The organism is Streptomyces sp. AJS327 (genome assembly GCF_013450295.1).
In the GTDB taxonomy this organism is placed as follows: Bacteria; Actinomycetota; Actinomycetes; order Streptomycetales; family Streptomycetaceae; genus Streptomyces.
This window is the reverse complement of record NZ_SKBR01000003.1, coordinates 223566-245260: the sequence shown is the minus strand read 5'-3', so window position 1 is coordinate 245260 and position 21695 is coordinate 223566. Positions and strand designations below refer to the sequence as shown.

Genomic DNA, 21695 nt, shown 5'->3' with positions numbered 1-21695 from the left:
CGGTGAAACCTGGACATACGGGGAAATCCGCCGCCCGTGCCGCGAGGCGCCGGAACCCCGGACGCCGTGGGCGCTCCGATACGCGTACCCGGGCTTCCGGGTACCCGCGCAGCGAGGTACCCGCCCGTCCGGCGTCCGGCGCCCGCTCCGCCCGGCGCCCGGATCTCCGCCGGGGGTGGCGCCCCGGCTCAGCGGGTGCGGCCCCGGGCCTTCAGCGGGGTGGCCGGCAGCATCGGCGCGGGCAGCGGCGGACCGTCGTACCCCTCGACACCGCCGAAGCGGTCCGCGCCGCGTGGCCCCTCGCCCACCGCCCCGTCCGCGGCGGCGGCCCCGGCTCCCCCTGTCGTCCCCGCCGGTCCCTCGCCGGACGGGGTGCGGCGGGGCGGCGCCGACGGTTGCTCACCCGCCGAGGCCCCGGCGCCCTGCCCCGCCATCCAGTCGGCCCGCGCCCCGGCGATCTCCTCGTGCGTCCGGGCGACGAAGTTCCACCACATCACCAGCTTCTCCTCGAACGGCTCGCCGCCCAGCAGCAGCAGGCCCGCCGCGCTCTCCGCGCGCAGCGGCAACTCCCGCCGCCCGCACCCCAGATACAGCATCGACCCCGGATCGAGCCGTACGCCGTCCACCTCGGTGCGGCCGTCCATCGTCAGCACCGCGTACTCGAAGTCCGGATCGACGGGCAGCCGCGCCTCGGCCCCCTCGTCCAGCGTCAGGTCGGCGCCGACCAGCGGCGAGTACGTGGTGCCCGGCGACCGCGCGCCGTCCAGCTCGCCGAGGAGCACCGTCGCGCTGAGCCCCGCGCCCGCTCCGGCGCCCGCCACCTCCGGCAGCGCCGCGTGGTACTCGTACGCGGGTGCCGTGTTCCGGTGGGCGTCCGGCAGCGCCACCCAGAGCTGCGCGCCGAGCAGGAACCGGGCGTGGTCCCGGGGGGACTCCTCGGAGTGCGCGATCGCCCGGCCCGAGGTCATCAGCCCCAGCTCCCGTGGCCCGACCCGCTGGTGACTGCCGAGGCTGTCCCGGTGCACCACCTCGCCCTGGTGCAGCCAGCTGACGGTCTGGAGGCCGATGTGCGGATGTGGCGGAACCCGCATCCCCGGTTCCTCCGCGATGTCGTCCGGACCGTAGTGGTCGACGAAACACCACGCGCCGACCATGCGCCGACCGAGGTTGGGCAGCAGCCTGCGCACCTCGGTGCTCTCTCCCAGCGGTACCCGACGGGGTTCCAGCAGTTCCCGGACGGGCCGCGCGGCCGTGTCGGCCCGGCCACCGCACTCGGTCGGTGAGGGACGAAGGTCGAGATTACTCATGGGATTACACCTTCCGGGTGCCGGGAATGCGCGGCACCGCGTCATCGTCTTCCCTGGAGAGGTCGCGGACCGTCCGGGGAGCTACCCACCGCAGGAGAGCATATGAGCAGCACTGTCGAGCTGACCAAGGACAACTTCGACGAGATCGTGACCGCCAACGACTTCGTCCTGATCGATTTCTGGGCCAGCTGGTGCGGTCCGTGCCGCTCCTTCGGGCCGGTCTACGAGTCGGCCGCCGAACGCCACCCCGACCTCCTCTTCGCCAAGGTCGACACCGAGGCGCAGCAGGAACTGGCCGGAGCCTTCGAGATCCAGTCGATCCCCACGCTCGCGATCATCCGCGACCGGATCGTGGTCTTCTCGGAGCCCGGCGCCCTCCCGGAGAACGTCCTGGAGGACCTCATCGGTCAGGCCCGCGGGCTCGACATGGACGAGGTCCGTCAGTCCGCCGAGGCCGCCGGGGAGTCCGGCTCCTCCTCCGCCGACTGACCACGCGCCCGACGGGTCACGGTCGCCGCGGCGGCGGCGACCGCTCCCGCGAAGGACACCGCCAGCAGCCACGGCTGGTTGAAGGCGTGCCCGGTCACCCGGTCCAGCGAGAAGCGTCCCGGCCCGGCCAGGCCCAGGGCGGCCGCCGTCGAGCCCAGAAACGCCGGGTACTCGAAGCCGCCCTCCATGCTGAAGAAGCCCGACGGCGCGTGCACACACACGGCGCCCGCCATCACCCCGGCCGCCGCCGCGCCCGCCGCGGGGGTCGCGAGGCCCAGCGCGAGCAGGACCCCGCCACCCGTCTCTCCCACCCCGGCGGCGATCGCGTTCGGCCGCCCCGGCCGGTAGCCCATCTGCTCCATGCCCGCCGCCGTCGCCTCCAGCCCGGAGCCGCCGAACCAGCCGAACAGTTTCTGTGTGCCGTGGGCGACCAGCACACCGCCGGTGCCCAGCCGCAACGCGAGCAGCCCCAGATCAACCCTGTTCCGGTACGTCATGAGACGCCCCTTCCACACTCCGCGGGCACGCGCCGCTGATCGCGCACGTCCGGGTCCGGCCAGTCCGGTCGGTCCGGCCAGGTCCGGTCCAGCATCGGCCGGTCGTGAACCGCCGTGACCGGCAATGGCCAACCTCGGCCGGTCGTGATCTGTCGTGATCCGTCCCGGCCAGCTCCTGACGTTTCCGTTCAGCTCCGCGTCGCCCGCACCCGGGCCGGAGGCGGGGTACCGCACCCGGCCCTCACCGGCCCCGCCCGGCCAGTCTTCGCCACCCCGCGCCCCGGGACCTGTCCGGCTACGCCATCCGGGCCACGCCGCGCCCGGCGCCCGGAACCCGAAGGCCCGGCGCCGTGCCCCGCAGCCCGGAACCCGCAGCCCGGAACCCGCGCCTCGCCCCGTCTCAGTCGCAAAAGGCCGACCGGACCGCCTCGTACTCCCGGCACCACCACACGGCCAGCGCCGCCGTCGCCGGGAACTGCCCGTCCGTCCGGCGATCCCCCAGCTGGTAGCGCCAGCGCAGCATCCAGAAGTCGTTCAGCCGCTCCCACCAGACCCGGTGCACCGCCGCGCTCAGCTCCTCCGCGCCCACCGACGCCGTCCGTCGGTAGGCCCGCGCGAAGCACCGCACTCGTGGCAGGTCCAGCGTGCCGTCCGCCCGGACGAAGAAGATCGCCGCGCCCCGCACCGTCTCCTCCGCCCGTGGCAGCACCGCCAGCCGGTCCCAGTCCAGGATCGCCAGCGGAGCGCGCCCCGGGGCCGTGACCGGATACAGCAGGTTGAGGGGGTGGAAGTCACCGTGCACCCAGCCCGCCGACGGGGCCAGCGCCGCCGGGGGCCGGAAGGCCGCGTACCGGCGCAGCAGCACCCGCCGCTCCAGCAGCCGGTGTTCCGCCAGCGTGTCGAAGGCGTCGTAGCAGGCGCGGGCGCGCCGGGCCCGCAGCCGGTCCAGCAGCTCGTCGATCAGCACCTCGGTCGCCGCCGGATCCGCGCTCGACGGTGGTGGTGCCGGAAGGGGCGGTATGACCTGCGTCAGCCGGGTGTGGACCTGGCCGAGCAGCGCGCCGAGCTGACGGCACTCCCCCGCCGCCAGCTCCGAGCCGTACCGGTGCCGCCCCTCCAGCCAGGGATGCAGCGCGTAACAGCGGCCGTTCAGCACCGTCACCGTACGGCCCTCGGGGTCCGGAACCGGCGGGACCACCGGGATACCCAGCGCCCCCAGCCGCGCCGTCGCCCGGTGCTGCCGTTCGATGCGGGCCAGGCCCGCCGGGGCCGCCGGATCCCCGTCCAGGTGCGGCTTGTCCAGGTGGTGTTTGAGGAAGAACCGCCCCCGCGTGGTCACCACCCGGTAGCCGTCGTTCAGCAACCCCTGGGACAGCGGCTCACAGCACAGCGGATCGCCCGCACCGTACCGGCGCAGCAGCGCGCGGAGCGTGCGCTCGGGGAGGGCGTGCGGGATCAGCTGCGGCACGATCGAGATCGTAAGCGAGCGACCGCCCGTACGAGCTGACGCCGAGCCCGGCCCCGCTGCGCGCCGCCGCCGACCGGCCTGACCGGTCCGGCCGCTGGTCAGGCGGTGTGGGGCGGCATCGGACGGCCGACGGTCGGGGTCAGTCGTGGGCGGCCAGCCGGTCCGGCCTGTCAGCGGATGACGGCCGCCGTCGGCCACCCCAGCGCGTGTCCGTCAGCGCCAGGGGGTTGTCAGCCAGCGGTTGTCAGCGGTTGTCAGCCAGTAGTCGTCAGCCGTTGGGCCCGGCTTCGGTGCCCTCGCCGCCGTTGTCGCCCGAGGCGCCCACGTCGGCGCCGCCGTTCGGCTCCTCGTCCGTGGGCGGCGGTTCGTCCGAGTCCGAGGGGTCCGGGCCGCCGTCACCGCCGCCCGCCGGGTTGCCACCGGCGCCCCCGTTGTCCGTCTCACTGGGCGGATCGGTGGGCTCGTCCGTCGGGCTGGTGTCCGTCTCGCTCGGAAGCGTGTCGGTCGGGGTCGGCTCCGGTGGCTGCCCCGTGTCACCCGTCGTCGCCCCGGGCTCGGTGTTGTCCTCTTCGGTCGGTGTGGGGCTGTCCGTCGGATCCTCGGTCGTCTCGTCGTCCTTCGGCGCCGAGGACGAGGTGGACGGCGGAGGCTTGTTGCCGCCCTCGTCGGTGCTGGCGTTCACCGCGAAGAACACCCCGGCCGCGATGGCGATCACCGCGAGAAACGCGATCAGCGCGTACTTGCCGCCCTTGCCGCCGCCCTGGCGGCCCGACGTGCGGTGACCGCCCTCGAACCCGCCGTCATCCCGGTCGGGACGGCCCATCAGCAGCGGCGGCCCCAGCTGCGAGGTGTCGCCGTGCACCGGATGTCCCGCGCTGGGCACGCCCATCGCCGGAGTCGAGCCGTGCTGCGCGATGGCGCCGGTGTTCCAGGTACCGCCGGTGTGGCTGCCCTGCTCGTGCAGCATCTGTAGCGCGTACTGCGCCAGCCCGCGCATCTCCTCGGCCGTCTGGAACCGGTCGTCCGGGTCCTTGGCCAGCGCCCGCATCACCAGGCCGTCCAGCTCCGGCGGCACCACGTCCGACACCTCGGACGGCAGCACCGGATCGTCCTGCACGTGCTGGTAGACCACCGAGAGCGGCGTCTCACCGGTGAACGGCGGGCGGAGCGTCAGCAGTTCGTAGAGCAGGCAGCCCGTCGCGTACAGGTCGGAGCGGGTGTCGACGGTCTTCCCCAACGCCTGTTCCGGCGAGAGGTACTGGGGCGTGCCCATCACCATGCCGGTCTGCGTCATGGTGTTCGACGCGCCGTGCAGCGCCCGCGCGATACCGAAGTCCATCACCTTGACCGCGCCGCCGGAGGTGATGATCACGTTCGCGGGCTTGATGTCCCGGTGCACGATGCCGTGGTGGTGGCTGTAGGCCAGCGCCTCCAGCACCCCGGAGACGATGATCAGCGCCTGGTCCGGCGGGGGCGCCTCGGCGGTGAGCAGCAGGTCACGGATCGTACGGCCCTCGACCAACTCCATCACGATGTACGGCGTGATGTTGGAGCCGATCAGCTCCTCGCCGGAGTCGTACACCGCCACCACCGCGTGGTGGTTCAACCCCGCGACGGACTGTGCCTCGCGTGTGAAGCGCGCCTTGGAGACCGGATCCTCCGCGAGATCCGAGCGCAGCAGCTTGACGGCGACCGTGCGGCCCAGCCGCAGGTCCTCGGAGCCGAAGACCTCCGCCATTCCGCCCCGGCCGAGGCGGTGAGTCAGCCGGTAGCGGCCGTCGCCGACCAGGCCGTTGTTACCCCACAGCTCCGGCGAATCGGGCATGGAGCCGCTTGTCGCGTCGGGGTCCTCGGGGCCCCCGGCGCCCTGCGTCTGTGCCATCAGTCCTCGCCGTCAATCGGATTCGCGGGCGGTGCGTGCTCCCCGCACTCCCCCGCATGGAGGCTACAGGCAGGGTGAGGTATGTGAATGGGGGACGGAGGGGTATCCAACCGGCTGCGACGCCTCACTCGCAAGTTGCCCCCCAACGTCGCAGGCCGTTGACGCCCGGGCGTCCGGAAACCCCCTACGCGGACGGTGAACCGCAGGTGACAGCGGGAAATCGGCCGATGGACGGCCCAGGGTGACAGGGCTCTCATGTCATCGGAAACACTCCTTCTCAGGTGTTTACCCTCGCCTGTTCCGCCCGTGCCCCGGCCCCTGTCCGGAGCGCTCCCTCCGGTTCCTCCGGGGGTCCTCCGTCTCTCCCCGAGCGCTTCTCCGGCTCCCCGAGTGCTCCGGTCCCCGAGTGTTCGACTTCTCCTCCAGGGCGTGAGGACTGGGTGCGCGCCCCTCGGGCCGGTTGCGCCGGACCCGCGCCCGCGCCCACCCGATCCCGCCGCACCGCTGTCCGCCCGGCCGGTCCCCTGCCCGACCGTCCGGTCCCGTGACGGGAGGAGCGGGCAGACGCGGGAGATCGCCGGGACGAACCGGGGCACCGACGGGACGAGAGACCGAGGCGAGGGACGTAGATGAGAGGCCGGGACGGGGGTCGGGGCGAGGCCCCGGGACGGGGACCCGACCGAGAGATCGCCACGGGCGGGAGCGGACCGCACGACAGCGCGACGGACACGGACGACGGAGACGCCCGAGGGGGAGGCGGGCGGGGACGCCCGACGGACGGGGGCGGAGAGGCGCGACGGACGGGCACGGGAGGGGAAGCGCGGGAATCAGCGGGGGTTGGTAGGAGGGGTTGGTAGGACCGGCGGAGAGGTGGAGGGGAGGCGCACGGAAGACGGAGGGGACGGAGGGGAGGGGTGTGGGCGGGGCGGCGGAAGTAGCCGAAAAAGGCAAGAGCAGAGGCAAGAGCAGAGGCAAGGGACGAGGTGGCGGACGGGTCAGAAGGAGGTGTGGAAGAAGGCAGCGGGAGAAGCGGGAGAAGTGGCGGAAGAAGCAGGGGAGAGGAGTGCGGGACGGGAGGTGACGTCGCGAACGGTGGAGGCCGGTGCGGACAGCGCGGTTCCGGAATCGGGGCGGCGGCGCCGGGGGTTGGGGAAACGGGAGAAAAGGGATGGATTGGAGGGGTGCGTGGCGGGTGAGACGAGCGCTCGCGACGCGGCCGTCAGGCGCGCTTTCGGAGGTCACGACGGGCCCGTCACACGATGCGCATCCGGTTACGGAACGGGCAACGAACTTGACGTGCCCCAGCCCTCGGGCAGACTTGGGGCCTGAATATATTGGGATCACTGGGCCATCGCTCCGGCAGGCTCGGACGTACCTGTGCGGGGGCAGCGCCGCCGAGGGGGAAACAGTCAGATGAGTGACGACGGCGCACAAGCAGCCGGAAACTACGTGGGCCGCACGGTCGGCGGGCGCTTCCAGCTTCAGTCCTTGCTCGGCGCCGGTGGCATGGCGTCCGTGTTCCTCGCCCACGACGCCGTGCTGGACCGCCAGGTCGCGGTCAAGACGCTGCACACCGAACTCGGCCGCGAACAGTCCTTCCGTGAGCGCTTCCGCCGTGAGGCCCAGTCCGTGGCCCGGCTCGCGCACCCCAACATCGTCTCCGTCTTCGACTCCGGCGAGGACGACATCGACGGTTCGACCGTCCCGTACATCGTCATGGAGTACGTCGAGGGCCAGCCGCTGCGCAACGTCCTCGACGCGGACGTCGCGCAGTACGGCGCGATGCCCGCCGACAAGGCACTCAAGATCACTGGCGACGTGCTGGCCGCGCTGGAGATCAGCCACGAGATGGGCCTCGTGCACCGGGACATCAAGCCCGGGAACGTCATGGTGACCAAGCGCGGCGTCGTCAAGGTGATGGACTTCGGTATCGCCCGCGCCATGCAGTCCGGCGTGACCTCCATGACACAGACCGGCATGGTCGTCGGCACCCCGCAGTACCTCTCCCCCGAGCAGGCGCTCGGCCGGGGCGTGGACGCCCGGTCCGACCTCTACTCGGTCGGCATCATGCTCTTCGAACTGCTCACCGGGCGGCTCCCGTTCGACGCGGACTCCCCGCTGGCCATCGCCTACGCGCATGTGCAGGAAGAGCCCGTCGCCCCCTCGACGATCAACCAGTCCATCACCCCGGCCGTGGACGCCCTCGTCGCCCGGAGCCTCAAGAAGAACCCCAACGAGCGCTTCCCGTCCGCTGAGTCCATGCGCGAGGAGTCCACCCGCGTCGGCAACGCCGGTGGCGCCTCCGGCGCGGCGCCGATGATCGTCAGCGGTGGCGGTCCGGCCAACAGCGGTGCGGGTGTGGGCCAGGCGGTCTTCCCGCCCGTCGGCGCCGACCCGAGCACCGGGCAGCAGCCCTACACCGGCGGGTTCGGTCCCTCGACCCCGCCTCCCACCCCCCACACCGCCCAGCTGGGACATGGCTACGCCCCCACTCCCGCCTACGGCCAGGGCGCTCAGACCCCGCCGCCGTACAACATGTCCCCCCAGAACGCGGGTGGCGGCGGCGGTAAGAAGAACGTCGCGGTCATCGCGAGCGTGGCCGTGGCGGCGGTAGCGGTGATCGTCACCCTGGCCCTCGTCCTCTCGTCGAACGGCGGGGACGGTGGCGGCGAAGAGCAGGCCGGCAAGGACAAGTCGCCCGGTGCCAGCAAGGACCCGGGCGCCGGAGGCCCCGGCGGCGGAGGCGACGACGGCGGGGACAGCGGCGGTTCCGACCCCGAGCCGAGCGAGTCCTTCAAGGGCCCGGACAAGTCCCGCACCGTGGACGCCACCAAGTGCACCGAGGCACGTGAGGCGTACAACGACAAGGACAAGATCAGCTTCCCGGACCTCCGGAGCACCGACCTCTCCTCCGCGAAGGCGTGCATTCGCAAGGCGGGCTGGAAGCTCGGCGAGACGACCACCGAGGACGAGAACCAGTGGGGCAAGAACACCGTTCTTGAGCACAGCCCGGACAGCATGGAGCCGTTCGACCCCAAGAAGGACAAGGTCGACTTCACCGTCTCCAGCGGCCACCCCGGCTGATGCCCGGCCGGCCCGGTGACCTACCCGGTTACCGGGCCGTCTGACCGGACCGGAGACCAGTCTCCGGCGACCGGACCCGACCGCACTCGCCGATGATCGGCCTCCGGTTACCGGACGGCCTCCGGTTACCGAACCGGTGAGAGGCCCGGCAACCGGCTCTCTCTGGCGGCTCTCACTGGGCGACTTCTGCCCGACTGGCTCTGCCTGACCGGGCTTTGCTGAGGGCCTGACCGGGCCTTCCTGGAGGAAACCGGCTGAGGCCCGTGCCGACTCCCACTGACACGTCGGCCCGGTTACCGCGTCCGCCCAGGCCGTGGCGCCGAATCCCGTGCGACTAACCCTGTGTCCAAGATCCCGCCTGACGGCTTCACCTGACGGCTTCACCTAAGACATCGCCCGAGGCTTCCGCCGCTGGTGCCAGCCCTCTGGTCCCAGTCTTTGCGGGGCGGTGGCAGCGCGCTGTGCAGTTGTGTGGTCGCTCTCCCGCGTACGCCGAGGTCCCCGAACCGGTGTCGACCCGAGCTGGTGTCGAAACGCCGAACACCACGCCTCCTGTGCTGGGTTGGGGACCATGAGCCGCCGGTTCTCCACCTCTGCCGTCCCGGTGACGGCAGAGGGTGTGAGAGCGAGCGGGGGTGAGCGGGGCGTGTGCCGTTCCGGTCAGGCGGGGCGGCGGACCTCCACCATCCGGAACCGGTCCGCGACGAAGGCCGCGTCGCAGAGCGCCGCGTTGGCCGCCGGATTGCCGCCCGAGCCGTGGAAGTCGGAGAACGCGGCGGTCTGGTTGACGTAGACCCCGCTGGTCAGGTTGAGGGAGAGCTGGGCGCACTCGTCGAAGCACACTTCCTCGATGAGCCGCTCCACGTCGGGTGAGGTGGTGTACGCGGACACCGTCATGGCGCCCTTCTCGCGGATGGTGCGGCGCAGCAGACCGGCGGCGTCGCTGGAGGAGTCGACGGCGATGGCGAAGGAGAGCGGGCCGAAGCACTCGGAGAGGTAGTGCGGTTCGGCCTCCGGCTTGGCCGCGTCCAGTTTGATGATGACCGGGGTACGGACGGTGGCTTCGGGGAAGTCGGGGTTCTCGACGGCTCGGCTGGCCAGGGCCACCTCGCCCAAGGCGCCCGCGTCGTCGACGCGTTCGCGCACCTGCGGGTTGACGATCGCGCCGAGCAGGGCGTTGGCCCGGCCGTCGTCCCCGAGCAGGCCCGAGACGGCGGCGGCGAGGTCGCTGACGACCTCCTCGTACGTCTTGTGGCCGACGTCGGTGGCGATTCCGTCCCGGGGGATCAGCAGGTTCTGCGGGGTGGTGCACATCTGGCCGCTGTACAGCGAGAGGGAGAAGGCGAGGTTGCTCAGCAACCCCTGGTAGTGGTCGGTCGAGTCGAGGATGACGGTGTTGACGCCCGCCTTCTCGGTGAACACCCGTGCCTGCCGGGCGTTTTCCTCCAGCCAGTCGCCGAAGGCGGTGGAGCCGGTGTAGTCGATGACGCGGACTTCCGGCCGCAGCGCGAGGTCCTTGGCGATGCCCTCCCCCTCGTGTTCGGTGGTGAGAGCTACCAGGTTCGGGTCGAAGCCCGCCTCGGTGAGTACCTCGCGGGCGGTGCGGACCGTCAGCGCCAGCGGCAGGATGGCGCGCGGGTGGGGTTTGACGAGTACGGGGTTGCCCGCCGCCAGCGAGGCGAAGAAGGCGGGGTAGCCGTTCCAGGTGGGGAAGGTGTTGCAGCCGATCAGCAGGGAGACGCCGCGGCCGACCGCGGTGAAGCTCTTGTTGAGCCGCAGGGGGTCGCGTTTGCCCTGCGGCTTCACCCACTCCGCGGTGCCGGGCGTGCGGGTCTGCTCGGCGTAGGCGTACGCGACGGCTTCCAGACCGCGGTCCTGGGCGTGTGGCCCTCCGGCCTGGAGCGCCATCATGAACGCCTGACCGCTGGTGTGCATCACCGCGTGCGCGAACTCGTGGGTGCGGGCGTTGATACGGGCCAGCACCTCCAGGCAGACCGCCGCCCGGGCCTCGGGGCCAGCGGTGCGCCAGGACGCCATGGCGGCGCGCATCGCGGGGAGGAGTACCCCCGGATCGGCGTGGGGGTAGGAGACACCGAGTTCCAGGCCGTAGGGGGAGCGTTCGGTGGCGGTCCAGTCGACGGTGCCGGGTTGGCCGGGGAGGTCGAAGCGGGCGCCGAGGAGGGCCTCGAACGCCGCCTTGCCCTCCGCCGCGCTGAGTGAGCCGTTCTCGCCGTACGCCTTGGGGTGTTCGGGGTGGGGGGTCCAGAACTCCCGGTCGCCGATGGCTGCGATGGCCTGGTCGAGCGTGGCGCGGTGCCGGTTGATCAGCTGGGCGGCGTCGACTGCGGTTCCGGTGGGCACGGCGGACCAACTCCTCGTCGGGCTGGGCGGTGGTGACGGAGATAGATACTGGTACCGAACGATCGGTCGGTGCAAGGGGTGGTCGGAGCCTGTGGATAACTGGCCGAGGGACGGCGTTCGCGCTGATCGGGCGGTGGTGGTGGGCGGACAGCGGATGACCGTGTGTGTGGGTGGGGGCCGTGCCGGAACCGTGATCGGCCGCGGCCGGACCGGTATGGGCCGGTACGGGCCGCGACCGGGCGGGTCGGGCTGGGGGCGGCGAACCACGGTCGGAGCGAGAAGGGGGGCGGACTGGAGCGCGGGACCGGAGACGGGACCCGAGAGGAGGCCGGGCAGGAGCCAGGCAGGAGTCCGGACAGGGAGCCGGACAGGGAGCCGGAGAGGAGGCCGGAGAGGAGGCCGGGGCGGGGGCGGAGCGCGGCCGGGGAGATCGCGAAGGGACTGCGTACCATCGTCAGCATGCCGGCCAAGCGCGACACCTACACGCCAGACTCCCTGCTCCAGGTCGCTGTCGCGGTGTTCAACGAGCGTGGCTACGACGGCACCTCCATGGAGCATCTGTCGAAGGCCGCCGGGATCTCCAAGTCGTCGATCTACCACCACGTGCGGGGCAAGGAGGAGCTGCTGCGCCGTGCCATAAGCCGGGCGCTGGACGGCCTCTTCGGCATCCTCGTGGAGCCCGGGGCGTGCGAGGGGCGCGCGGTGGAGCGTCTGGAGTACGTCACCAGGCGCACGGTGGAAGTGCTGCTGGACGAGTTGCCGTACGTGACGCTGCTGTTGCGGGTGCGGGGGAACACCGACACCGAGCGGTGGGCGATGGCGCGGCGCCGGGAGTTCGACCAGCGGGTGGCGGAGTTGCTGCGGCGGGCGGTGGCGGAGGGGGACCTCCGCTCCGACGTGGATGTGCGCCTCGCTACCCGGCTGCTGTTCGGAATGATCAATTCGATCGTGGAGTGGTACCGCCCGCGCGCCTCGGGCCGGGGCGCGGGGCGGGAGGGTCTGGTCGCGCGGGACGAGGTCGCGGAGGCGGTGATCCGCACCGCCTTCGCCGGTCTGCGCGTCTGACCGCGAGGTGCCCGGCCGGTGGGCCGTGTCGGGGGCGGGCGCGCGGAGTCGGGCGGGCGTGTGGGGTCACGGGTCGGGCTCCAGGTCGGTCTCCTCGAAGACGAGGAGCGTCCTGGTGCTGAGGACCTCGGGGATGGACTGGATGCGGGTGAGGACGAGGTCCCGCAGCGCCCGGTTGTCGGCGGTGTGGACCAGGAGCAGCACGTCGAAGTCGCCGCTGACCAGCGCCATGTGGGAGACACCCGGGAGTTGGCGGAGCTGCTCGCGGACGCTGCGCCAGGTGTCCTGGACGATTTTCAGGGTGATGTAGGCGGAGGCGCCCTGGCCCGCGCGTTCCTGGTCGATCCGGGCGCTGAAGCCGCGGATGACGCCGTCGTCCAGCAGCCGGTTGATGCGCGCGTAGGCGTTGGCGCGGGAGATGTGCACGCGTTCGGCGACGGACCTGACGGAGGCGCGGCCGTCGGCGCGCAGGAGCCGCAGGATGTCCCGGTCGACGGCGTCGAGGGGGCGTGCGGGCCGGTGTGGGGGGTCGGTCGCGGTGTGGGTGCGGGGGCTGTTGGGGGGCGGGTCGCCGGTGGGTCGGTGGGGTCCGCCGCCGTCGGCCGTGTCCGGCGGAGATCCATTGGCCATCTGTTCTTCCGGCATACCCGCGAACCTCCCCACCGTGGACATCCTGCCGCCATGGAAGGGACCGCGGAACCGTTTGTCCACAGGCTGAGGGCACCCGTAGCCAAAATGTGCTGGCGACCGAACAATCGGTAGGGGAGTGCGGTGCGCTCCCGAACCGATCCGCCGCCCCCTGAGGAGGTGCTCGTCATGACGGTCCTAGAGCAGCCAGGCGCCCACCGTTCCGCTCCCGGCTGGAGTCCACGGGTGGATCCGGAGCCGTTGCTGCCGGACGCGGAGCCGTTCCGGTTGCTCGGCACGGGAGCGTCGCTCGACGAGGAGGCGCTGCGCCGCCTGTACTCCGGGGTGGTGCGCGGCCGCCGGTACAACCAGCAGGCGACGGCGCTCACCAAACAGGGGCGGCTGGCGGTCTATCCGTCCTCGGCGGGTCAGGAGGCGTGCCAGGTCGCCGCGGCGCTGGCGCTGGAGGAGCGGGACTGGCTCTTTCCGAGCTACCGCGACACGCTCGCGGCGGTGGCGCGGGGGCTGGATCCGGTGGAGGTGCTGTCGCTGCTGCGGGGCGATTGGCACAGCGGATACGACCCCCGGGAGTCCCGGGTCGCCCCGCTGAGCACCCCGCTGGCCACGCAGTTGCCGCACGCGGTGGGGCTGGCGCACGCCGCCCGCCTCCAGGGCGAGAGCGTCGTCGCGCTGGCGCTCGTCGGAGACGGCGGCACGAGTGAGGGCGACTTCCACGAGGCGTTGAACTTCGCCGCCGTGTGGCGGGCTCCGGTGGTGTTCCTGGTACAGAACAACGGGTTCGCGATCTCGGTGCCGTTGGAGAAGCAGACGGCCGCCCCGTCGCTCGCGCACAAGGCGGTGGGGTACGGCATGCCGGGCCGGCTGGTGGACGGCAACGACGCGGCGGCGGTGCACAAGGTCCTGCTGGAGGCGGTGGAACGCGCCCGGGAGGGCGACGGGCCCACGCTGGTGGAGGCGGTCACCTACCGGATCGAGGCGCATACCAACGCCGATGACGCGGGCCGGTACCGCACGGCGGACGAGGTGGAGCAGTGGCGGGCGCACGATCCGGTGGCGCTGCTGGAACGTGAGCTGCGCTCCCGGGAGTTGCTGGACGACGCGGGCGTGCGTGCGGAGGCGGAGGCAGCGGAGCGGATGGCGGAGCGCATGCGGGAGGAGATGCACCGGGAGCCGCGGCTGGACCCGGGCGAGCTGTTCGACCACGTGTACGCGCGGCGGACGGGTCAGCTGCGGGAGCAGGAGGCGCTGCTGCGCGCCGAGTTGGCGGCCGAGGAGGGCGCCGGCGGCGGCGCGGCGGTTCGGGGAGGGGAGCGCTGATGGGGACAGCGGTGCGGACACCGGCGGCCGCCGACCGCCAGACGGCCGCCGTGGCCCAGGCGTTGCGGCAGGCGATGCGGGACGCCATGGCGGAGGACCCGCGGGTGCACGTCCTCGGAGAGGACGTGGGCACCCTGGGCGGGGTCTTCCGGGTGACGGACGGGCTGGCCGAGGAGTTCGGCGCGGATCGCTGTTCGGACACCCCGCTCGCCGAGGCGGGCATTCTGGGGACGGCGGTCGGGATGGCGATGTACGGGCTGCGGCCCGTCGTCGAGATGCAGTTCGACGCCTTCGCCTATCCGGCGTTCGAGCAACTCGTCTCGCACGTCTCGCGGATGCGGAACCGGACGCGCGGGGCGCTGCCGATGCCGATCACGGTGCGGGTGCCGTACGGCGGCGGCATCGGTGGTGTGGAGCACCACAGCGACTCCTCGGAGGCCTACTACATGGCGACGCCCGGCCTGCACGTCGTCACCCCGGCGACGGTCGCGGACTCCTACGGGCTGTTGCGGGCGGCGATCGCGTCGGACGATCCGGTCGTGGTCCTGGAGCCGAAGCGGCTGTACTGGTCGAAGGCCGCGTGGGATCCGGCGGCGCCGGAGGAGGTGCCGGGGATCGGTTCGGCGGTGGTGCGCCGCCGCGGCGCTTCGGCGACGTTGATCACCTACGGGCCGTCGGTACCGCTCTGCCTGGAGGCCGCCGAGGCGGCCGCCGAGGAGGGGTGGGAGGTGGAGGTCGTCGACCTCCGCTCGCTCGTCCCGTTCGACGAGGAGACGGTCGTGGAGTCGGTGCGGCGCACCGGCCGCGCGGTCGTGGTGCACGAGTCCCCGGGGTTCGCGGGACCGGGCGGGGAGATCGCGGCGCGGGTCACCGAGCGCTGTTTCCACTATCTGGAGGCGCCGGTGCTGCGGGTGGCGGGGTTCGACATCCCGTACCCGCCGCCCATGTTGGAGGCGCACCATCTGCCCGGCGTGGACCGGATCCTGGACGCCGTGGCCCGGTTGCAGTGGGAGAGCGACTGGGTGGCGGGGGACGGGGGGCGTACCCATGGCTGAGGTCCGGGAGTTCGCGCTGCCCGATCTGGGCGAGGGGCTGACGGAGGCGACGGTCGTCCGGTGGCTGGTGGCGGTGGGTGAGGTGGTGTCGGTGGACCAGTCGGTGGTGGAGGTGGAGACGGCCAAGGCGCTGGTCGACGTGCCCTGTCCGTACGCCGGCGTGGTGACGGCCCGGTACGCCGCCGAGGGTGAGGAGATCCCTGTCGGGGCGCCCCTGGTGGCCGTGGCGTCCGGCGACGCCGCCGGTGCCGGTAGGGCTGCCGGTGGCGGCAGCGGGGGTGGCGAGGCGCCGGAGGCGGCAGGACCGGGTGGGGCCGGTCCGGGTCTGCCGGAGGCGGAGCACGTCGGCGGCTCGGGGAACGTGCTGGTCGGCTATGGCACGCGACCCGGCGCGGGCGGGCGGCGCCGTGCCCGGCTGCGGGCCGACCGCCGGTCCGGCGCGGTGGCCGAGCCGGTGGCCGCCGCGGTGCCGGGGGCGCGGGCGGGCGGTGCGGCGGCGTACGGGGGCGCGCGGGGTGGCGCGCCGGGAGGGAACGGAGGGGCGCCCCGGGCGGTGCCGGTGATCTCTCCGCTGGTCCGTCGGCTGGCCCGGGAACACGGGCTGGACCTCTCGCGGGTGGCGGGCAGCGGGCCGAGCGGACTGGTGCTGCGGGCCGACGTGGAGCGCGCGGTGCGCGGTGCGGACGCGGGAGTGGACGCCGCCCCGTCGGACACCGCCCCGGGCACCGCGCCGGTGGCGGGCGCGGCCGGTGCGCCGCTGTCCGGTGTGGCGTCGCCCGGCGCGGAGGTGCGGGTGCCGCTGACCGGGTTCCGGGGGGCGGTGGCGGCGAAGCTCAGCCGCAGCCGCCGGGAGATCCCGGACGCCACCTGCTGGGTCGACGCGGACGCGACGGAACTCCTGGCCGCCCGGCGGGCGATGAACGACGGCGGGGAGTCGCCGCCGATCTCGCTGCTGGCACTGCTGGGCCGGATCTGCGTCGCGGCGCTGACCCGGTATCCGGAGCTGAACGCCACGGTCGACCCGGAGACACAGGAGATCGTCCAGCTTCCGGCGGTGCACCTGGGCTTCGCGGCGCAGACCGACCGGGGCCTGGTGGTGCCCGTCGTCCGGGACGCCCAGGCCCGGGACGCGGGCCAGCTGACCACCGAGCTGGCCCGGCTGACGGAGCGCGCCCGCGCCGGGTCCCTCACCCCCGGGGAGCTGACCGGCGGCACGTTCACCCTGAACAACTACGGCGTCTTCGGGGTGGACGGCTCCACGCCGATCCTCAACCACCCGGAGGCGGCGATGCTCGGGGTGGGCCGCATAGCCGAGAAACCCTGGGCACATCAGGGCGAGTTGGCGCTACGCCGGGTGGTTCAGCTCTCGTTCACCTTCGACCACCGGGTGTGTGACGGCGGCACGGCGGGCGGTTTCCTGCGGTACGTGGCGGACCGCGTGGAACAACCCGCGCTGCTGCTCCGTACGCTCTGAGGTGTGAACTACGACGCCATCGTCATCGCGGGTGGCGGGGCGCGCCGTCTCGGCGGGGTGGACAAGATGTCCGTCACCGTCGGGGGGCGCACCCTGCTGGACCGCACCCTGTCCGCCTGCGCGGACGCCGCGTCCACGACGGTCGTCGGACCGCGTCGGCCGACCGTCCGGCGGGTCGGCTGGGCCCTGGAGGAACCTCCGGGCTCCGGCCCGCTGGCCGCGCTGGAGGCCGGGCTGCGGCACTGCACGGCCGAGGTGGTCCTGGTGCTCTCGGCGGATCTGCCGTTCCTGGACGCCGGGACGGTGCGGGAGCTGCTGGCGCCCGCCGCCGAGGAGGGCGCGCTGCTGTTCGACGGCCGTGACCAGCCGCTGGTGGCGGCCTACCGGGCGGACGCGCTGCGGCGGGAACTCGCGCTGTCGCGCGTGGAGTACGGGAGCCTCGCGGGGCTTCCGATGCGGTTGCTGCTGCCGGGGTTGTCGCTGCGCCGGGTCCCCGTGCCCGTCGCGGAGTCGGCGTCCTCGGAGGTGGGTGCCGGAGCGGCGGTGGACTGCGACACCTGGGAGGACATCGCCTCGGCTCGTGCGCGGATCAGGGAGCATGGCTCCGTGCTGGATGAATGGACGACCGCAGTCATGGCCGAGCTGGGCATCGAACTCGATCTGGGTTCCCCCGCGCCGTCGGAACCGAACCTCACCGCGGCGCTGCTGGATCTCGCGCGGGACGCGGCGCATTCGGTGGCGCGGCCCGCCGCCCCGCTGACGACGTTCCTGGTGGGATACGCGGCGGCGCAGCGGGGCGGGTCCCCGGAGGAGGTGGCGCGGGCGGCGCGGCAGGCGGCGGAGCTGGCGCGCCGCTGGGTGGCGGAAGAGCACGATGAGCGGCGCTGACGAACTGGATGAGGCGGTGGCGTTGGCGAACAGCGGGCGGGCGCCCGACGGATCCGCCGGGGGAGAGGCGTGGTCGACCGGCGCGGTGGGGAGTGCGTTCGGGCCGGGCGCGGCGCCGCTGCCCGCGGGACGACTCCCGGAGGGCGCGGGCGTGCCCGCCGCACAGGCGGACGCGTGCCCATCCGCGGGGGACGCCGCCCCGGACCCGGTGGACGCCGCGGCCGACTCCGCGCCGGGTGGCGGATCGTGGGGCGGCGACGCCGAGGCGACCACACCGGTGGACGGCGCGGAGCGGTCCGCACCGTCGGCGGGCGCCGCGCGGACCTCCGGCGCGCCCCGGCACCGGGAGCAGGCCACCGGCTGGGAGGAGGCGCGGGCGTGCGCCTGGGCGGCGGGCGGCACGCTGCCGCCGGTGACGCTGCCGCTGGACGAGGCGCTGCACCACACGCTCGCCGCGCCGCTGCGCGCGCTGACCGACCTGCCGCCGTTCGACACCTCGGCGATGGACGGCTGGGCGGTGGCGGGCCCGGGACCGTGGGAGCTGGTGGATCCGCACGCGGCCGAGGGCGGGCCGGAGGCGGAGGAGGAGTCCGGGGGCCCGGCGGTTCCGGGAGGCGCGGGGCTGCTGGCGGGTGATCGCCGGGCGCCGCTGCCGCTGGCCGACGGCGCCGCGGTGCCCATCGCCACCGGAGCCCGAGTGCCCCGGGGGGCGACGGCGGTGTTGCGATCGGAGTACGGCGAGGTCCGGCAGGGCCAGCTGCGCCGGTTGAGCGAGGCGGACGCCGGTGGGGTCGTCCGGGAGGCGCCGCAGCCGGGTACGGACATCCGTCCCCGGGGTCAGGAGTGCCGTTCGGGGGATCGGCTGCTGCCCGCCGGGGTGTGGGTGTCCCCGGTGGTGCTCGGCCTGGCCGCCGCGGCCGGGTACGACCGCCTGGACGTGGTGCGGCGGCCGCGGGTGGAGATCCTGGTGCTCGGCGAGGAGTTGCTGCGCCGGGGACTTCCCGAGGAGGGCCGGATCCGGGACGCGCTCGGCCCGATGGTGGCGCCGTGGCTGGCCGGGCTCGGCGTGGAGGTGAGCGCGGTCCGCTGGCTGGGGGACGACGCGGACGCGCTGTTCGAGGCGGTGGCGACCTCCACCGCGGAGCTGGTCGTCACGACCGGCGGGACCGCCGCCGGGCCGGTCGACCACCTGCACCGGACGCTGGAGCGGCTCGGTGCCCGGCTTCTCGTGGACGGGGTGCGCGTGCGCCCCGGTCATCCGATGCTTCTCGCGGAGCTGCCCGAGGTGGCGGAGGACGCCGGACCGGAGACGGAGACCGGTTCGGATGGCGCGGCGGGGCGTCCCCGGCTGCGTTCCGCGTCGCGCCCCGCTCCCCCGGCGGCCGGGAAGGCCAGCCGCGGCGACCGGCTGTGCGGGGTGGGAGAGGACGGGGGGTGGCGGATGGACGCGCTGGCCGAGGTGCTGGCGGAGCCGGGACCGGAACCGGAGGGGGCCCCGGCCGGGGTTCCGCGGGCCGGGCGTCATCTGGTGGGGCTGCCGGGCAATCCGCTGGCGGCGCTCGCCGGTCTGCTGTCGCTGGCCGAGCCGTTGCTGCGGCGGCTCGGGGGGATGCCGCGGGTGCCCAGCGGATACGCGGTGCTGGACGGTGAGGTGCGCGGCCATCCGGTCGACACCCGGCTCGTTCCGGTGATGCGCGTGCCGGGGGCCGCCGTGCGGCCGCTGCGCTACTCCGGCCCGGCGATGCTGCGGGGTGTCGCGGGCGCCGACGCGCTGGCCGTGGTGCCACCGGGGGGCGTCGCGGGGGGCACCCAGGTCGAACTGTTGGAGCTGCCCCGGTGAAGCGCGCGGCGCGTACCCGGCGGGACGCCGGGGGACGGCGTGGTGGCGGCGTCGGCGGTGGCTCGCGGCGGCGGTCCGGCCGGGTCAGTCAACTCCCCCTGCCGTCGGACACGTTCTCGCAGGACGTGCAGCGGACGGTGCGGTTGCCCCGGCCCGAGGTCAGTCCCTTCCGGCAGGTCGCGCGGCGGCTGCTGGCGGCGCTGGGGGTGCTGGTGCTGACCGTCCTGCTGGTCTACGTCGAGCGGGACGACTACCGGGACAACTTCGACGACTCCGTCTCCCTGCTGGACTGCGTCTACTACACGACCGTCACGCTCTCCACGACCGGTTACGGTGACATCGCCCCCACCAGCGACACCGCACGGCTGGTGAACGTGCTGCTGATCACGCCGCTGCGGGTGCTCTTCCTGATCATCCTCATCGGCACCACACTTGAGGCGCTCACCGAACGCACCCGTGAGCAGTGGCGCCACTCCCGCTGGAGGTCCGCCTTGCGCGACCACACCGTCGTCGTCGGCTTCGGGACGAAGGGCCGGTCCGCGATCCAGACCCTGCTGTCGAGCGGCCTGAGCAGGGAACGCGTCGTGATCATCGACCCCAACCACCACGTGGTGAACGCCGCGAACGCGGAGGGGTTCGCCGGGGTCACCGGGGACGGCAGCCGCAGTGAGGTGCTGAAGCGCGCGGAGGTGCAGCGCGCCCAGCAGATCGTCATCGCGCCGCAGCGGGACGACACCGCGGTGCTGGTGACCTTGACGGCCCGGCAGCTCAACTCCCGGATAAAGATCATCGCTGCGGTGCGGGAGGAGGAGAACGCGCCGCTGCTGCGGCAGTCCGGCGCCGACGCGGTGATCACCAGCGCCAGCGCGGCGGGGCGGCTGCTGGGCCTGGCCACCACCAGCCCGAACGCCAGCGAGGTGCTGGAGGACCTGATCCACCAGGGCACCGGCCTCGACCTGAAGGAGCGGCCGGTCACCAAGGCCGAGGCGGGACGTTCCCCGCGTGAGTGCGAGGACCTGGTGGTGACGGTGGTGCGGGGACACCGGCTGCTCAGCTTCGACGATCCGGAGGCCGGGACCCTCCAGCTGACGGACCGGCTGGTGGTCATCAAGCGGGCCAGCCGACCGCCGGGGAGCCCGCCGGGTCGTTGAGCCGTCCGAGGCGGCTCCGCCGGACGGCGTGGCGGCGGCTGTGGCGTTCGGCGTCCGTGTCCTGAGGGTTCGACGGGATGGCGGTGACGGGGGCGCGGGGCGGGGAGGGGCGGGGAGTAGCGTCGCCTCCATGCATGCGATCACGATTCCCGAGCCGGGCGACGCGTCCGCGCTGACCTGGGCCGAGGTGCCCGATCCCGAACCGGCCGAGGGGCAGGTCCTCGTCGATGTGGTGGCGAGCGGCGTCAACCGCGCCGATCTGCTACAGCGGCAGGGGTTCTACGACCCGCCGCCCGGCGCTTCGCCCTACCCCGGCCTGGAGTGCTCCGGGCGCGTCGCGGCGCTGGGCCCCGGGGTGAGTGGCTGGTCGGTCGGGGACGAGGTGTGCGCGCTGCTCGCCGGCGGCGGCTACGCGGAGCGGGTCGCCGTGCCCGTGGGGCAGTTGCTGCCGGTGCCGGAGGGCGTCTCGCTGACGGACGCGGGCGGTCTTCCGGAGGTCGTCTGTACCGTCTGGTCGAACGTGTTCATGCACGCGGCGCTCCGGCCGGGCGAGACGCTGCTGGTGCACGGCGGCGGCAGCGGTATCGGCACGATGGCGATCCAGCTGGCGAAGACGCTCGGGGCGCGGGTCGCCGTCACGGCGGGCAGCGACGCCAAACTGCGCCGCTGCGCGGAGCTCGGCGCGGACGTGCTCGTCAACTACCGCGAGCAGGACTTCCTGTCCGAGCTGCGGGAGGCGACGGACGGTCACGGCGCCGACGTCATCCTGGACATCGTCGGCGCCCGGTACCTGGAGCGGAACGTGCGGGCGCTCGCGACCGACGGCCGACTGGTGATCATCGGCTTGCAGGGCGGTGCGACGGCCGAGCTGAACCTCGGGGCGCTGCTGCGGAAGCGGGCGTCCGTCGCGGCGACCTCGCTCCGGGGGCGGCCCGAAGAGGAGAAGGCGAGGATCGTGGCGGAGGCGCGCGAGCACGTGTGGCCGCTGCTGGCGGACGGCCGGGTGCGCGGCGTCGTCGACCGGACGATTCCGCTGCGCGAGGCTGCGGAGGCGCACCGGGTGCTGGAGGAGAGCACGCACGTCGGCAAGGTGCTGCTGACGACTAGCTGACGCCCGGGAGCCGCCGATTCGCCTCCCGGCGCGGTCGCGCGGCGCGTGCCCCGGCACG

16 protein-coding genes are annotated in these 21695 nt (G+C 73.5%); 10 read left to right on the top strand and 6 right to left on the bottom strand.

What is annotated here, in order from left to right:
- Positions 1-188: 188 nt before the first annotated feature.
- The gene (locus tag E0L36_RS18445; protein ID WP_180930234.1) at positions 189-1307 is read right to left on the bottom strand and encodes a pirin family protein; all 1119 of its coding nucleotides are present in this window, start codon (positions 1305-1307) and stop codon (positions 189-191) included.
- 102 nt (positions 1308-1409) lie between these two features.
- Between E0L36_RS18445 and E0L36_RS18440 the strand changes: the two genes are divergently transcribed.
- Entirely contained in the window at positions 1410-1796 is a 387-nt protein-coding gene (locus E0L36_RS18440; protein WP_180930233.1) for a co-chaperone YbbN, read from the top strand.
- Here E0L36_RS18440 and E0L36_RS18435 read toward each other — a convergent pair.
- The 3 genes from E0L36_RS18435 to E0L36_RS18425 form a co-directional block, all read right to left on the bottom strand.
- Positions 1748-2293 (bottom strand): DoxX family protein, encoded by a 546-nt coding sequence (locus E0L36_RS18435; protein WP_180930232.1) that lies wholly within the window; start codon positions 2291-2293, stop codon positions 1748-1750. The genes E0L36_RS18440 and E0L36_RS18435 overlap by 49 nt on opposite strands.
- Before the next feature lie 400 nt (positions 2294-2693).
- Positions 2694-3761 carry a phosphotransferase gene (locus tag E0L36_RS18430; RefSeq protein ID WP_308416828.1) on the bottom strand — a complete coding sequence of 356 codons (1068 nt, stop codon included), beginning with the start codon at positions 3759-3761 and terminating at the stop codon, positions 2694-2696.
- Between the two features lie 268 nt (positions 3762-4029).
- The gene (locus E0L36_RS18425; protein ID WP_180930231.1) at positions 4030-5643 is read right to left on the bottom strand and encodes a protein kinase; all 1614 of its coding nucleotides are present in this window, start codon (positions 5641-5643) and stop codon (positions 4030-4032) included.
- 1413 nt (positions 5644-7056) lie between these two features.
- Here E0L36_RS18425 and E0L36_RS18420 point away from each other — a divergent pair.
- Positions 7057-8727, top strand: coding sequence for a protein kinase (locus E0L36_RS18420; protein ID WP_180930230.1), 1671 nt, complete (start codon positions 7057-7059; stop codon positions 8725-8727).
- Between the two features lie 660 nt (positions 8728-9387).
- On the opposite strand, the gene paaN is transcribed toward E0L36_RS18420, so the two are convergent.
- Positions 9388-11088: a phenylacetic acid degradation protein PaaN gene (gene paaN / locus E0L36_RS18415; RefSeq protein ID WP_308416827.1), complete on the bottom strand. Its 1701-nt coding sequence runs from the start codon at positions 11086-11088 to the stop codon at positions 9388-9390.
- A gap of 459 nt (positions 11089-11547) precedes the next feature.
- On the opposite strand from paaN, the gene E0L36_RS18410 reads away from it, so the two are divergent.
- Positions 11548-12153 carry a TetR/AcrR family transcriptional regulator gene (locus E0L36_RS18410; RefSeq protein WP_180930228.1) on the top strand — a complete coding sequence of 202 codons (606 nt, stop codon included), beginning with the start codon at positions 11548-11550 and terminating at the stop codon, positions 12151-12153.
- A 66-nt stretch (positions 12154-12219) separates the two neighbouring features.
- Here the strand turns inward: E0L36_RS18410 and E0L36_RS18405 are convergent, their stop codons facing one another.
- Positions 12220-12798, bottom strand: a complete 579-nt coding sequence (locus E0L36_RS18405) for an Lrp/AsnC family transcriptional regulator (RefSeq protein WP_258016326.1) — start codon at positions 12796-12798, stop codon at positions 12220-12222.
- 171 nt (positions 12799-12969) lie between these two features.
- Between E0L36_RS18405 and pdhA the strand changes: the two genes are divergently transcribed.
- From pdhA to E0L36_RS18370, 7 genes are all read left to right on the top strand, one after another.
- Positions 12970-14118, top strand: a complete 1149-nt coding sequence (gene pdhA, locus E0L36_RS18400) for a pyruvate dehydrogenase (acetyl-transferring) E1 component subunit alpha (protein WP_180930227.1) — start codon at positions 12970-12972, stop codon at positions 14116-14118.
- The gene (locus E0L36_RS18395; RefSeq protein ID WP_180930226.1) at positions 14118-15173 is read left to right on the top strand and encodes an alpha-ketoacid dehydrogenase subunit beta; all 1056 of its coding nucleotides are present in this window, start codon (positions 14118-14120) and stop codon (positions 15171-15173) included. Before pdhA ends, E0L36_RS18395 begins: the two co-directional genes overlap by 1 nt.
- On the top strand, positions 15166-16647 hold the full coding sequence (locus E0L36_RS18390) for a dihydrolipoamide acetyltransferase family protein (protein WP_180930225.1): 1482 nt from the start codon (positions 15166-15168) through the stop codon (positions 16645-16647). The genes E0L36_RS18395 and E0L36_RS18390 overlap by 8 nt, the downstream gene beginning before the upstream one ends.
- Positions 16648-16650: 3 nt before the next feature.
- A complete protein-coding gene (locus tag E0L36_RS18385) occupies positions 16651-17535 on the top strand; it encodes a DUF6457 domain-containing protein (RefSeq protein ID WP_180930224.1) in 885 nt (294 codons plus the stop codon).
- Positions 17522-19375, top strand: coding sequence for a molybdopterin molybdotransferase MoeA (locus E0L36_RS18380; RefSeq protein WP_180930223.1), 1854 nt, complete (start codon positions 17522-17524; stop codon positions 19373-19375). The genes E0L36_RS18385 and E0L36_RS18380 overlap by 14 nt, the downstream gene beginning before the upstream one ends.
- Before the next feature lie 98 nt (positions 19376-19473).
- Positions 19474-20526 carry a potassium channel family protein gene (locus E0L36_RS18375; RefSeq protein ID WP_180930790.1) on the top strand — a complete coding sequence of 351 codons (1053 nt, stop codon included), beginning with the start codon at positions 19474-19476 and terminating at the stop codon, positions 20524-20526.
- A 130-nt stretch (positions 20527-20656) separates the two neighbouring features.
- Entirely contained in the window at positions 20657-21637 is a 981-nt protein-coding gene (locus E0L36_RS18370) for an NAD(P)H-quinone oxidoreductase (RefSeq protein WP_180930222.1), read from the top strand.
- Positions 21638-21695 lie beyond the last annotated feature (58 nt).